The organism is Paenibacillus sp. JNUCC32 (assembly GCF_014863545.1).
GTDB lineage: Bacteria > Bacillota > Bacilli > Paenibacillales > Paenibacillaceae > Paenibacillus_AQ > Paenibacillus_AQ lautus_A.
Map to the genome: position 1 here is coordinate 5,474,320 of NZ_CP062260.1, position 14,306 is coordinate 5,488,625.

General features: G+C 51.7%; 12 protein-coding genes. 2 read left to right on the plus strand and 10 right to left on the minus strand.

Translation table 11 applies throughout. From position 1 onward, the window contains the following. Window positions 1–166: 166 nt before the first annotated feature. The 7 genes from JNUCC32_RS24090 to JNUCC32_RS24120 all read right to left on the minus strand — a co-directional run bounded on the left by JNUCC32_RS24090 (window position 167) and on the right by JNUCC32_RS24120 (window position 6,778). Complete coding sequence (locus JNUCC32_RS24090; RefSeq protein WP_192570093.1) at window positions 167–1,240, minus strand: PdaC/SigV domain-containing protein; 1,074 nt, start codon at window positions 1,238–1,240, stop codon at window positions 167–169. A 139-nt stretch (window positions 1,241–1,379) separates the two neighbouring features. Then, a complete protein-coding gene (locus JNUCC32_RS24095) occupies window positions 1,380–1,634 on the minus strand; it encodes a hypothetical protein (protein WP_192570094.1) in 255 nt (84 codons plus the stop codon). Window positions 1,635–1,868: 234 nt separating this feature from the next. After that, window positions 1,869–2,921 (minus strand): ABC transporter substrate-binding protein, encoded by a 1,053-nt coding sequence (locus JNUCC32_RS24100; RefSeq protein ID WP_009593633.1) that lies wholly within the window; start codon window positions 2,919–2,921, stop codon window positions 1,869–1,871. Window positions 2,922–2,986: 65 nt separating this feature from the next. After that, window positions 2,987–3,793 carry an ABC transporter permease gene (locus JNUCC32_RS24105; RefSeq protein WP_096777144.1) on the minus strand — a complete coding sequence of 269 codons (807 nt, stop codon included), beginning with the start codon at window positions 3,791–3,793 and terminating at the stop codon, window positions 2,987–2,989. After that, window positions 3,794–4,642, minus strand: coding sequence for an ABC transporter permease (locus tag JNUCC32_RS24110; protein WP_192570095.1), 849 nt, complete (start codon window positions 4,640–4,642; stop codon window positions 3,794–3,796). Continuing rightward, entirely contained in the window at window positions 4,639–5,610 is a 972-nt protein-coding gene (locus JNUCC32_RS24115) for an ABC transporter ATP-binding protein (protein WP_009593655.1), read from the minus strand. Before JNUCC32_RS24115 ends, JNUCC32_RS24110 begins: the two co-directional genes overlap by 4 nt. Window positions 5,611–6,016: 406 nt before the next feature. After that, a complete protein-coding gene (locus JNUCC32_RS24120; protein WP_096777142.1) occupies window positions 6,017–6,778 on the minus strand; it encodes an SIMPL domain-containing protein in 762 nt (253 codons plus the stop codon). Between the two features lie 272 nt (window positions 6,779–7,050). Here JNUCC32_RS24120 and JNUCC32_RS24125 point away from each other — a divergent pair, with 272 nt between their 5' ends. Further along, window positions 7,051–8,490 carry an amino acid ABC transporter substrate-binding protein/permease gene (locus JNUCC32_RS24125; protein ID WP_430623471.1) on the plus strand — a complete coding sequence of 480 codons (1,440 nt, stop codon included), beginning with the start codon at window positions 7,051–7,053 and terminating at the stop codon, window positions 8,488–8,490. Next, window positions 8,483–9,211, plus strand: a complete 729-nt coding sequence (locus JNUCC32_RS24130) for an amino acid ABC transporter ATP-binding protein (protein ID WP_192570096.1) — start codon at window positions 8,483–8,485, stop codon at window positions 9,209–9,211. The genes JNUCC32_RS24125 and JNUCC32_RS24130 overlap by 8 nt, the downstream gene beginning before the upstream one ends. A 1,432-nt stretch (window positions 9,212–10,643) precedes the next feature. Here the strand turns inward: JNUCC32_RS24130 and JNUCC32_RS24135 are convergent. Genes JNUCC32_RS24135 through JNUCC32_RS24145 form a run of 3 tightly spaced genes read right to left on the minus strand, consistent with a single transcriptional unit; the run spans window position 10,644 to window position 14,238 of the window. Further along, window positions 10,644–11,723 carry a sensor histidine kinase gene (locus JNUCC32_RS24135; protein WP_192570097.1) on the minus strand — a complete coding sequence of 360 codons (1,080 nt, stop codon included), beginning with the start codon at window positions 11,721–11,723 and terminating at the stop codon, window positions 10,644–10,646. Further along, a complete protein-coding gene (locus JNUCC32_RS24140; protein WP_192570098.1) occupies window positions 11,723–12,403 on the minus strand; it encodes a response regulator transcription factor in 681 nt (226 codons plus the stop codon). The genes JNUCC32_RS24135 and JNUCC32_RS24140 overlap by 1 nt, the downstream gene beginning before the upstream one ends. A 38-nt stretch (window positions 12,404–12,441) precedes the next feature. Next, window positions 12,442–14,238, minus strand: coding sequence for an ABC transporter ATP-binding protein (locus tag JNUCC32_RS24145; RefSeq protein WP_192570099.1), 1,797 nt, complete (start codon window positions 14,236–14,238; stop codon window positions 12,442–12,444). Window positions 14,239–14,306: the final 68 nt, after the last annotated feature.

Below are 14,306 nucleotides of genomic sequence, written 5' to 3' on the forward strand. Positions count from 1 at the left end.
CCTTGATCATAGGGCGCAGGAGTATATGCTCCACGCTCAATTGATCAGGGGATTTATCGCAACGGGTTTCAGCACAGTGTTACATCAGGACAGCATCATGTATCTAAACAAGCTATAGTATGAAATTTAGTGATTACAGTTTACACAAACCGCCTATGATATACTCTTACTTCCACTCTTTCAGCTTCAGCTCAAACTCAGGAAATCCATAGGCATAGGCGGTGTATTCATAAAGCTGGAAGTACAGCACCGCCGCGTTATCCTTCACATAGAAGTCGGCATCGGCAGGCACTCCCTCAAAACCGCCGAGGTAACCTCCCTCTTTCTTCATCTTGCTCAGCACAAGGTTGTTCAGCTTCTGCTTGTTCTTGCCCTGCATGTTGATGAAATCGCCCAGCTTCATTTGCTTGCCGTCCTTCAAGGAGAACGTGAAGCTTTTACGGAAGGTCATGCCATGGGCACCGCCGGTGTACGAATAATCATACGCCGTAATGCTCAGGATGTCGTTCTGGTTGTAATGGACCACGAAGTCACCGCTGAATTCGTAAGGGAAACTGGATTCCGACGGCGGGAATTCCTCGGCGTTTCCTTCCGCGCCGGTGATTACGCCGGACGCATTTTCTTTCAACACTTTGTTGATTTCGGCTTGGACCTCCGCATTATCGAGTCCGCTGATTACAGGATAATTCACAACAGCGTCTACGCCCTGAATATTCTTCTTGAGCGCAACCGATTTAATGGTAATGTCATTCAGCTTCTTCTGTGTCATGCTCAGTGTTTTCAAGGAAGGATTCCATTGTCCCTGAACGCCCATGTATTCGCTGATCGTTTTGAACGGCAGATACAGACGTCCATTGATGATCTGTCCGCCAGGCTCGCCGGCATACGAACCGTTCACCAGAATGCCGATTTCGCTTGCAGCATACACGGCGGCGCTCAGCTTGTTATAGCCGTTACCCAGTGTATACGTGCGTTTTTTGGAATCATATTTAAGAGGCATCCCCAGACCATCCCGCAAAGCTGTCGCTGGCACATAAGTTACCCCATGCAGCACTAGACCTTTTTGTGACAAGGTTTTGCCGTTCCATTTCAGTACAACTTCATTTTTCGACGTTTTTTGGCTGGCGGAAACGGGTGCCTTAGCGGCGCTTGCATCGATGACCTGTCCGCTCAAACCAAGACTACCAAGCAGGACACTAGTTGCAATTAATGATGCACATACACGAAATTTAGGATTCATATCAGAATTCCACCTTTGTTAAATTAAGTTTCCGTTAGTTGTTAATCTATTACCCTTAATCATTATAAGGAAAGCTTTCAATGTATTGGTAACAAAGTGAATGACAATTTTGACTCCATGCCATAGGACCTATACATTCTCATGATTCTTTCCGGACGAACGCCGCTGCGCTAAGAAACACACCGAACAAGAGAGCACTTGAACCCGCAAGCAGCAGTAGTTCACTGCCTTGGACAACGTAAGCAAGAAGAATCAAACCGATGCCAACGAGTGCACTGTGAATGCTCGTCAGCAGCAGATGCAGCGCGCTTTTCCTGAAAAAATTCAGAAAAAAAACAGCAGCGATGCCTGCAACAATCAAAGCAATAAACCCCATGCTCGTCAGATCACTCAAGCTGCTTCTTCCTTTCTGGGATACCCCATTTATAAAAAACGGGCCTAAACCGTATACAACCTCCTTATATATAACAACGAAAAGGATCCTGAAGTTGTGGTGGAATTCCTGAAAATCGGCCAATTCTTCCCACTTTGGGACTAATGTCTCATTCTGCTCTGCAAAAAAAAGAGCCCATCCCCTTTAGGGGACAGGCTTCCTTTATTACAAAAAGATGAAGAACTGAAGCTTATACTAACGACCGCTCTTCAGTTCGGTCCATAAACGATCATAGACGGAGAGCGAGTCACCGACATTATCGAGCCACTCGGTACGGCCCAGCTCCTCTTCCGTCAGGTTGATCATCGTATTGGCGCGGTATTCCTCGCTATGGAATTCCATCGCTTTCGTGTTCGGATTGCTGTATCCGATAAATTCATAGTTTTTGGCGCTGACTTCAGGCTCCATCATGAAGTTGATGAATTTCTCGGCCAGCTCCTTATTCTTCGCGCCTTTTGGAATCGCGTAGTTGTCCGAGAATATGGTCGCTCCTTCTTCAGGCACCACATACGCTACATCCGGATTCTCCGCCGCGATGAACGCCGCGTCTCCGGACCAAACCGTGGCAATCCAGCCTTCCTCCTGAATCATCTTCTGCTTAATATTGTCCGTATCAAACGCAAGGACATTGGGCAGCAGTGTCTTCAGCTCATCGGATGCAGCCGTGATTTCCGCCTCATCCGTGCTGCTGTTGGATTTCCCTTGCTTTTTCAGCGCCATGCCGATCATTTCCCGGTTGTCGTCCAGAAGCAGGACTTTGCCCTTGTATTCCGGATTCCAGAGGTCTTCCCAGCTGTTGATTTCGTCCTTCACATACTTCTTGTTATATGCAATTCCCGTTACGCCGGACGTGTAAACGATCGAATATTTATTGCCCGGGTCATAAGACGGATCTTTGAAAGTATCCGTAATATTGACGAAGTTCGGGATATTATTCATGTCAAGCGGCTCAAGCAGCTCCGATTCAATCATCGTTTTGACCATATAATCGGACGGCTGAATGAGGTCATAACCGCTGCCGCCAGCCTTGATCTTAGCCAGCAGGTCTTCATTGTTCGCGTAGTTGTCGTAGGTTACCTTCACGTCGAACTTCTCCTCAAAGTCCTTCAGCACCTCGGGATCGAAGTTATCCGCCCAGCTGTAAATATGAAGCGTCTCCTTATCCGAGCCGCAGCCGGCCAGCAGTCCTACAGACAATACCGCAACCATGCCTGCCGTCAGCAGGCGGGTCCATCTTGATTTTTTCAATTCAATATCTCCTCTCTTTCCACTTGCATGTTTTAATTTTATTTCGAAAAAAGCGTTTCTATCGCTTAGATCGGTAATGTTTTGTGTTTCTTCTGCCCATTGCCGCGGTTAAGAATATATTGGGCTAACAGGATCAGCGTGATGCTGACCAGTATGAGCAGCGTACACAGCGCGTTGATCTCTGGCGAGATGCCGCGCTTCACCTGAGCGTATATATAGATCGGCAGCGTTGTTGAGCTTGGGCCGGCGACGAAAAAGCTGACCATAAAATCGTCCAGCGACAGCGTGAAAGCAATCAATGCGCCGGAGATAATGCCCGGTGCAATCTGCGGCAGCGTGACGTGCCGGAACGTTTGCCAAGGCGTGGCGCCCAAATCCTGGGCAGCCTCGTCCAGCTGTTTGCCCATCCCCGACAGTCGGGCCGTTACCACGACATAGACGTACGACAGGCTGAACGTAATATGGGCGATGATCACCGTTGCCTTGCCAAGCGGCATGTTCAGTTGACTGAACAGCACCAGCAGCGACAGCCCCATAATAATATCCGGGATGATGACCGGCAGATACAGCAGGCCATTCATGCCGCTGCGGCCTTTACGCCCCAAATTCCGAAGCGAGAGCGCTGCTGCAGTCCCGAGCAGGGTGGAAACGATCGTCGAGATGACGGCCACCGTCAAACTGTTCATCAGCGCTTCCATCACGTGCCGATTCTGGAATAGCGACACATACCAATCCATCGTAAAGCCTTCCCAATTGCCGCTAAGCCGCGTATCGTTAAAGGAATAGATGATAATCATGACGATGGGTACATAGATGAAAGCCATCATAAGGAAAGAGTGAACCCCGAGCAGCGGGTGATTCTTCTTTTTCACTTATCTCCCCTCCCCTACGCGTTGATGGCGGGCTTGCATCGCCCGGTTAAAGAGCAGGATCAGCACCAAGGACGTAATCACAAAAATAACCGATAACGCCGCTCCAAAGGGCCAGTTGCGCGCACCCAGGAACTGCTGCTGAATGATATTGCTGATCATGGAGGACTTGGCGCCCCCCAATATATCCGTGACGACAAACATCCCGGAAGTCGATACATAGACCAGAACCGCACCCGTCATGATGCCGGACTTGCTCTGAGGCAAGGTAATATGCCGAAATGCCTTCCATCTGGAAGCGCCCAGATCGCTGGCCGCATCCAGCAGACGTTTGTCCATCTGCTCCAAGGCCACGTAAATCGGCAGCACCATGAACGGAATGAAGTTATACACCATCCCGAGCAGTACGGCGCCGTACGTATACAGCATCTGAATCGGCTCGTCGATCCATCCAACCCACAGCAACAGGCTGTTCACTACGCCTTGCGTCCGGAGCAGCAGAACCCACGCATAGGTTCGGATCAAAAAGTTGATCCAGAACGGAACCGTGATCAGAATCAATCCCCAGGTTTGGATACGCGGGGAAGCGTTGGCTATATAATAGGCCAAAGGATAGCTGACTAACAAGCAGATCACCGTAGTCAGCAGCGACAGTACCAAGGTATCCCAGTAGATGCCCAAATATAATGGATCAAAAAAAGTCTTGTATCCTTCCAGACTGAAGGAAAACACGACATTCCCGAGCGAATCCCGCGAGAGAAAGGAAATGCCGACCACGATCAGCATCGGAACGATTAAGAACAGGGATAACCACAGCAGCACCGGAGTCAACAGGAACCTTGATTTCCTCATGGCCCGATGATCACCTCATCCTTGGCGTTCCAGTTCACCCCAACCCGTTCGCCAACCTCCCACGGATGGTCATCCGAGATATCGAGGGCAATCGTGACCTTCATCGGCTCATCGTCCAATTGGACCAGCAGCTTATGAACGCTGCCGAGGTACTGCACATCCTCAATCACGCCGCTCTTCTTGGCACCCGATTCCCGCTGGGGAATGAGTTTCTCCGGCCGTACGGCAAAAAGCCCCTCGGGCGAGGAGAAGACGTTATTCTCCCCTACAAACGTGGCGGCAAACAGCGTTTGCGGTCTCGCATAGATCTCGCGCGGCGTGCCGATTTGCTCTACCCGTCCATGGTTCATGATGACGATCCGGTCGGATAGCATCATGGCTTCCTCTTGGTCGTGCGTTACATATACAAACGTGATCCCGAGCGTCCGCTGCAAATGCTTGAGCTCGGACTGCAGGTTCTTCCGCAGCTGCAAATCCAGCGCGCCGAGCGGTTCATCCAGCAGCAGCACCTTCGGCTTGTTGGCGATGGCGCGCGCAATGGCCACGCGCTGCTGCTGTCCGCCGGACAACTGGTGCGGGAAGCGTTCCCGCAAGGCGGTCAGCTGCGTCATCGCAACAGCCTCGTCCACGCGCTCCTTGATGAGCTGGCGCGGCATTTTTTTCATTTTCAGTCCAAAAGCGATATTGTCTTCTACGGTCATATGCGGAAACAGAGCATAGTGTTGGAATACCAAATTCAAATCCCGCTTGTTCGCAGGCATATCCGTCACATTCTGACCCGCCAGCCATACCTGTCCTTCGGTCGGCTGCTCGAATCCTGCTATCATTCGGAGAATCGTCGTTTTGCCGCAGCCGCTGGGGCCCAGCAAAGTCAGGAATTCCCCTTCTTTAATGGAGAGCGACAGCGGATGCACGACCGCTTGTCCCTGAAAATGCTTCTCGATCTGGACAAGTTCAATCACATGCATCAACCCCTTCTTCAAAATGTGACCTGTTCGTTTCCATGTGTACATCCTATTACCAGTATGCACAAAAACGTTCTCCACTAAGAAGAAACGGTCCTACTGCCTATTATGCTCAGGTTGGCAGAATCCGTTTCTTAAGGGTGGAGGCGGTTAGAAGTCTCTACTAAGAAAAAAAAGCCATATCCATGGGTATGGCTTTAAACGTTAGATCAAAGTTCAGTTTTTCGCATATTCACTATACCTCGTTTTCCCCCTATACACAACACTTTTCTGTGTATTTCGACAGGGGAAGGGCCGGATATGGCACCGGATAATGGTATTTCATTTTTTAACAGACATGCTAAAAAACCGTTCGCCCGATAAAGACCGGAATGAACGGTTTTTTCGCATGCTGCGTCGATTAAAGCGACTACTTCAACTGGTATTGCACGTACAGCTGTGTCGTGATTTTGATCTCGCCCGGCTTCACGGATGTGTTTGCTCCAGCGTCCGCTGCCGTGGACTGAGCCTCCATCGCCATTTTTTCGAGGCCATAGATGGTATCTACGCCAACGGAACCTTCCACAATGTTCAGTACGATACCGAGTTGACGCTTGGACGCCTTCGCCATCGCTTGTGCCTTCAGGTCCGCGTTCGCCATCGCCTTATCAATCACTTGCGCTTCGAATGCATCGCGGTTCTCAACCGAGAAACGGGCGTTGCCGATGGAATTGGCGCCGGCATCGGATGCTGCATCGAGCAGGTCCCCGACTTTGCTCAGATCGCGAAGCGTAACTTCCAGGGAATGATAGGCGGTGTAATTTTTCACTTTACGTCCATTCTCATCGGAGTACGTATAGTTCGGTTGTACATAGAACTGCTCGGTTTTGATATCCTTGTCGTCGATCTTCCAGGTTTCTTTCAACAGCTTCGTAATCTTATCCATTTTCAGCGCATTGCTCTTCTGTGCGGATTTTGCGGTTTCCGCATATGATTCTGCCCCGATGGAAAGATAAACGATATCTGGCTTCACCGAGATCTCGCCTTTACCAAGTACGGTAAGAAGGTTTTGCTGTGCTGCCTCCGCCGCGTGCACCTCGGTTGCTCCGCTCAACCCGACCCAAGCCGTGCTGCCAGTCAGCAGTGCGCCTGCAATCATGATAGAACCTACTTGTTTGACCCATCTTTTCATCTTTGTCAGCCTCCTTCGATATTGGCATCGCTGCCATGCTTGCCTTACCCTTCTAACGTGAGGGCATTGGTAAATGTTGCATCCGAATCGGAGCGTTTTGATATTTTTCTTGCAATAAATTTTTTACGCCCAATTCATTGGTATTTCTAGGCATGATTGGCTATTTAGCCAAATAAGATACCGAATGAAGCCGGAAGCTGCTGTTTAACATGGAAGCCTTAATGGGTAACTAACTTACACGGTGTTAAGAACAGGAGGTCATTATGAAATCATTGCGTGTATTCTACGTGTTCATGTCACTGCTGCTCCTCATGGCCGTTGGCGTTCCCTATGGATCGGTAAGCGCGGCGGGAGAGCCAGCCTCCGGCAAAACCTATCAGATCGGAACGGACGTTACGTTCGCCCCGTTTGAATTCCAGGATGCGAGCGGCAAATTTGTCGGCATCGATATGGATCTGCTGGATGCGATCGCGAAAGACCAGAACTTCAAATACGAGATCAAGCCGCTCGGCTTCAATGCGGCGGTTCAGGCGCTGGAAGCCAATCAGGTGGACGGCGTCATCGCGGGCATGAGTATCACGGATGAACGGAAGCAGAAATTCGATTTTTCCGATCCCTATTTTGATTCGGGCGTTGTCATGGCCATCCGCCAGGACCAGGAATCCATCAAATCCTATGAGGATTTAAGGGGGAAAAAGGTTGCTGTCAAAACCGGTACGGAGGGTTACAGCTTCGCGGAATCCATATCCTCCAAGTACGGCTTCACCATCGTGCCTTTTGACGATTCGGCCCAAATGTATGACGATGTCAAAACCGGCAATTCCGTTGCCTGCTTTGACGATTTTCCCGTACTCGCTTATGGAGTGGAACAGAACAACGGTCTAAAGATCGTTACGGAGATGGAGCCCGGCGCCTCCTACGGATTCGCCGTCAGCAAGGGACGGAACCAGGAGCTTCTGCAGAAGTTCAACGCTGGTTTGGTGAATCTGAAGGCAAGTGGAGAGTACGATCGCATTAAGGAAAAATATATCGGGGAGAATGCCGTAAGCGCACCGAGTCAAAGCCGCTGGGGACTAATCGTGGAGTCGCTGCCTTCCCTGCTGAAGGGCCTTGGCAATACGCTGCTGCTGACCATCGTGTCGCTGTTTTTTGCGTTTTTCCTAGGGCTGATCTTCGGTTTCATGAAGGTCGGTCGCAATCGATGGCTCCGGGGCATCGCCACCGTATTCGTGGACATCTTCCGCGGCATTCCGCTGCTGGTGCTTGCCTTCTTCATCTACTTCGGCATTCCGCAGGCGTTCGGCTTCACGATGTCGCCGATCGTCGCAGCGGTCCTGACGCTGAGCTTGAATGCCGGCGCTTATGTCACGGAGATTATTCGCGGCGGCATTCAATCCATTGACCCCGGACAGCTGGAGGCGGCCCGCTCGCTCGGACTGCCATACCGCAAAGCCATGATGAAAATCATCATTCCGCAGGCGATCAAAGTCATGATTCCGACCTTTATTAACCAGCTGGTGATCACGCTGAAGGATACGTCCATCCTGTCGGTGATCGGTCTGGTCGAGCTGACCCAATCCGGGAAGATCATCATTGCGAGAACGTTCGCCTCGTTTGATATCTGGCTCGTGGTGGCCATCATGTATCTGGTCGTGATCACGATTCTGACGAAAATTTCGGACCGTCTGGAAAGGAAGGTGCGTCATGGATAAAATCCGCATAGAAGGACTGAAGAAGAGCTTTGGCACGAACGAGGTGCTGAAGGGAATCGATATGCAAGTCCAGGAAGGCGAGGTTGTCTGCGTGATCGGGCCATCGGGCTCGGGCAAAAGCACCTTTCTGCGCTGCATCAACCGGCTGGAGGAAATTTCGGCTGGCAGGGTCTTTGTCCATGATCAGGATATCAATGACCCTAAAACGAACATCAATAAGGCGCGCGAGAACATCGGCATGGTGTTCCAGCATTTTAATCTCTTTCCGCACTTCAACGTGCTGAAGAACATTACCTTCGCCCCGGTCGAGCTGGGCAAGCAAAACGCCGCCGAGGCACGTGCCACGGCGCTGAAGCTGCTGGACCGAGTAGGCCTCTCCGATAAGGCACAGGCTTTCCCGAGCCAGCTGTCCGGCGGCCAGAAGCAGCGCGTGGCGATCGCCCGGGCCTTGGCGATGAATCCCGACATCATGCTGTTCGACGAGCCGACCTCGGCGCTGGACCCGGAGATGGTCGGCGAGGTGCTCGGCGTCATGAAGGACCTGGCGCGCGAGGGCATGACGATGATGATCGTTACCCATGAGATGGGGTTTGCCCGCGAGGTTGCGGACCGGGTCATCTTCATGGACGGCGGGTATATCGTAGAGGAAGGTCCGCCGGAAGAGGTGTTCGGCAGCCCGAAGCATGAGCGGACCATCAGCTTTCTGGAGAAGGTGCTGTAACGGTGCAGCTGAACCAGCTTCACCGATCTGTTGCCGTGCGGCTGCATACACCGTGCCTACTACACCTGTGCGCACGGTGAGTGGCTTCTGGGTGCGCTTGGATGGCTGTCGACAGTTCAAAGCTGCAACCTATGGTCCGGCTGGCCCGATAGAGTGAACCAGCCGGTTATTGTACGGCTATGGAATGATATCTGTATGTTATCGTGTGGCTATGGCATCTGCATGATATCGTATGGCTATGGTATGGCATCTGCATATTATCGTACGACTATGAGGCATCTGCATGATATCGTACGGCTATGGAATGACATCTGCCTATAATCGTACGGTTATGGTATGGCATCTGCATGATATCGTACGACTATGGTTGGCATCTGCTTGTTATCGTACGGCTATGGTTGGCATCTGCTTGTTATCGTACGGCTATGGAATGGCATCTGCTTGTTATCGTACGACTATGGAATGGCATCTGCATATTATCATTTAGAGCCCACTTCGATAGTTATACGATGGCTGCATGCTGCTTTAGAGCAGCTAACGGACCGAGAGGACCTTATTCGAGGGAAAATAGGGACTTTTCGAAAATTACCGGACCGAGGATCCGTTATTCCTTCAAAAAAGCGGCATTTGCCGATACAAATTCTTGAATAACGGATCTAGTGTCCGCTATTTCCAAATATGGCCGTGATTTTGGCAAATAAGGTCTATGGTGTCCGATAAATCCCCAAGATTGCCAGGAAAAGCTTATATTGCTCTCGTATCATCCCTGTAATGCCTTGAATCACTTGTTGCTGGAGTTGCTGGGTTTCTTGAGTTGGTTGACTTACTTGTAATGTCTGAATTACTTTGTATTACTGGTTTGGCTTATATCGCTTGTTTCTTATATTGCGTATAATGCTTGTATTGCTTGTATTGCTTGTACTGCTTGTATTGCGTGTACTCCTATGCTTGAATCACTTGCATTGCTTGAATCATTTGCATCCCTACCTGTTTTTTGTATTGCTTGCATTGATTGCTTTTGGTAATGCTTGACTTCCTGTATTCCTATTAATGGTTGAATTGCTCATATGCTCATATGACTTGTATTGCTACTGCTTGTACGAACGTGCTGCTATCTGCTCGGTTTTAGCTAATCACATACTCTCCCCGTCAACGGAAAGCTTGTACATATCGCATCGCGTATAACTCCATAAGGAGTAAGGACGACAAGTCCTTACTCCTTATTTATGGCTATGACCCGCCCCCTACTAAAAGTGCCCGGAAGCCAGCCATGTTCCCACGCAGTGACCACCTTTGCTCAGAAAAGACAAAACACTCCGCCCCATGCCCTCCCCAGTTCCTGAAGGAGAGCCCGCAACCATCACCGATTTCTTGGGTTATCCAGCTCCGGCTGCCTCAAACTTTATAACTCCAAGCACCAAGCCGCACACGATCACTGCTTTGTATCGCCGGAACTCTTGTATGGCACCACCACGGTAAAAGCCGATCCCTTCCCCGGCTCCGATTGGACCGTAATTCTCCCTTGGTGGATGTCCACGATCCGCTTCACGATCGACAACCCAAGCCCGCTGCCGCCAGCCGCGCGATTACGCGATTTGTCCGCTTTGTAGAAGCGCTCGAAGATATGCAGCTGATCCGAGTCCGACATCCCGACCCCCGTATCGGTCATGGTAACCTCGGCTCCGTCTTCCCCTGCTTTCAGCACAATGGTGATCATGCCGTCCTCGGGCGTGAACTTGATGCTGTTGTGCAGCAAGTTGGTCCACACTTGACTCAGCAGATCCTCCGTCGCCTCAATCTCGACCTCGGCGAGATCCAGATCCACCTGAATCCGTTTCGCCAGCCACTGCGGCTCATGCGCCAACACGACGGCTCGCAGCTGCCCGTCGAGCCGGTAACGGGCCCTTTCGAAGGCAGGCTGATCGCCTTCCAGAGACGACAGCTTCAACAGATTGTCACTCAGCTGCGACAAACGGCGGCCCTCTCCCTCGATGATCTCCAGGTAACGGGCTCTCTTCTCCTCGGTGAGACGCGGATTTCGGAGCGCCCTTGCAAAACCCCGAATCGAAGTGAGCGGGGATTGGATTTCATGGGACACGTTGGAGATGAAATCCTGCCGCATCGTCTCCATGCGCCCCAACTCGCCGGCCATGTCGTTAATGCCGGAAGCAATCATCCTGAACTCCCCGCGCCATTGGTGTTCATCCATCTTCACACTGAAATCCCCCTGGGAGATCCGGCGCATAGCATCCGTAATGGAATTCAGCATGGCCATTTGCCGGTGCTTGAAGAACATCCCCACGACCAGCATGCACAGGAAGAAAATGATGACGCCGACAAACAAGTCGATCAGCTGGACGGCATAATCCCATGGCGGCGTTCCCGTCCAGTTGTAAAGAAACCGCGTCACGTAGGTCGCCGCCGTCCATGACGCTCCCAAGACCGCGAAGATTAGGATGGTCTGAATCGTCTCCCGAACGATTTTCCACAAGATTTTAAGCGGTCTCCTCATCAGCTCTCACCTGCCTCCAGGCGATACCCCAGGCCGCGAACCGTTCGAATCCTGAACCGGTACTTCTCCTCCGGGAACCGTTCTCGCAGGCGATTCACGTGAACGTCCAGCGTGCGTTCGTTCCCTTCAAAGTCATACCCCCATATATCCTCGATCAGCCGGTCGCGCGGCAGCGTGCTCCCCGGATAACTGGCCAGTTTGAAGAGCAGCTCAAACTCCTTTAACGGCAAGGTAAAAACCTCATCGCCGGCTTTGGCCTCATAAGTTTTACGGTTCATCTGCAGGTTACCGATCGTGACCGTCTGCGATGCGGCTACCTGATATCGCTTCAGCAGCGCTTTGACGCGTACGACAAGCTCCGCGGGCTCAAAAGGCTTCACGAGATAATCGTCCGTGCCCAGCTCAAAACCCTTCACGATCTGTCTCGTCTCCCCTTTTGCCGTCAGCATCAACACCGGAATGCCGGTATTCCTCCGAATCTCCCGGCATAGCTCCCATCCGTCCATATTAGGCATCATGATATCCATCACGACCAGATCGACCGAAACTTGCTCCATCACGGACAGGGCCTCGACGCCATCCGAGGCCTCCATCACCTCTTCCATCCCCGCCTCCTCCAGGAACACCTTGATAAGTTCGCGGATGTTCGGATCGTCGTCCACAACCAATATTTTTGCCATGATGGCCCCCCTTCCTTCTATGGCTCTACAAGCTGCCTTTAAGCCTCGATTGCCTCATTCATCTGCAGCTGCTGAACGGCAAACTCCCTGTACATATCATGCTGCCCGATCAATTCATCATGCGTTCCCCGGCCGGTCACCGTTCCTTTTTCTATAAATATGATCTGATCGGCCCCCACCACCGTGGATAACCGGTGCGCGATAATGATCGTCGTCCGTCCAGCCATGAGGTTCTTGAGTGCCTTCTGCACCTCGATCTCGGAACGGCTGTCCAGACTGGAGGTGGCTTCGTCCAGCATCAGGATCTTGGGATCCCGCAGCAGAGCCCTGGCGATGGCAATCCGCTGCCGCTGTCCGCCCGAGAGCTTCACGCCCCGTTCGCCCACATCCGTATCAAAGCCGCTTGGCAGTTCATCAATAAATCCATCGGCATACGCCATTTCTGCCGCTCTTCGAAGCTCAGCGTCACTCACTTCGCGGTCCATTCCGTAACATAAGTTGTCGCGTATGGTTCCGGCAATCATCGGACTTTCCTGCGATACATAGCCGATCAATCCGCGCCAGGAGCGTAAGGAGAAGGTATCTATGGGCGTCTTGCCCAAGCGGATCTGTCCCTTCTGCGGCAGGTAGAAGCGCTCCAGCATGGAGAACAGCGTCGTTTTCCCTCCGCCGCTCGGCCCGACCACGGCCGTGACCGTCCCCGGCTCCATCTGAAAGCTGATATCATGCAGCACAAGCTCATCGGGCTTATACCCGAACGAAAGGTTCTCGATCGACACCCGCTGGTTGGCATCCTCCACCTCGTCACCGGCCGTAATGGATTCTTCGTCTGCATCCAGGGTTTCCAATATTCGCTCCGTCGCTCCCTTCGCCTTCTGCAGCTGGGTAAAAAACGTCGTTAACTGCGTCATCGGCATGACGATCTGAATCAGGTACAGGATGAACGCAACCAGCTCTCCCGCGGTCAGCGCTCCGGTGGATACCTGCAATCCGCCATACCCGATCACCACCACCAGCAGCATCATCAGCACAAAAGACATCAGCGGTGCGATCCAGGCAGAGACTACGCCTTCCTTGATACCGAAATTCAGCAGGTTGGTGATGCCTTTGTTCCCGTTCTCATACTCTCTATTCTCCGCATTAGAGGCTTTAACCAGCCGAATCTCCGACAGCACCTGGCTGATATTCGCCGTAAACGACGCCGTCTCGTCCTGCATGCCCAGCGATATTTTGTACATCTTCCTGCCGAGCGGGACAAGGATCAGCGCCGCTATCGGAATGACGATAAACATCGTCAGCGTCATTTTCCAGTTTAGATAAAGGAGCACCCCAATGGAACCCACAATGGAGATGATTCCGCTGAAGAATCCGGCCACATGGTCTGATATGAGGCTTTTGATCACTCCTGTATCATTCGTCATCCGGCTGACCGATTCCCCCGAACGGTTATGATCGAAATAGCGGATCGGCAGCACAAGCAGCTTTTTCCACAGCCGCTCCCTCAGGGCAGCCACCATCTTTTGTCCCGTATAGCTTAACAGAAAAATCGAGACCCCGGCAGCAATCGTCTGCACCACAAACGCGATGCCCAGCCCAATCATATGGGACCGATTCATATCCGTCAGCGAGAAGCCATCCACCAGGCTCTTCGTAAACATGGGTATGACAAGCCCGACCAAGGTTGAGATCACATTCAGCAGGATCGCCCCGATCAGCAGCAGCATCGGCGGTTTCGTTTCCTTCAATAACCGGAAGAACGCCTGAGAACCTGCCTTCTTGCTCCCGGCCCGTTCTTCGCGCTTGATTTCCTGTATAGCAGTACCCGTTGGACTCATTGTACTCCCTTCCCTTCCCATCCCTTTATATTGTCTGTAAGAAGAGAATATATCAGCAAGTTAAACTG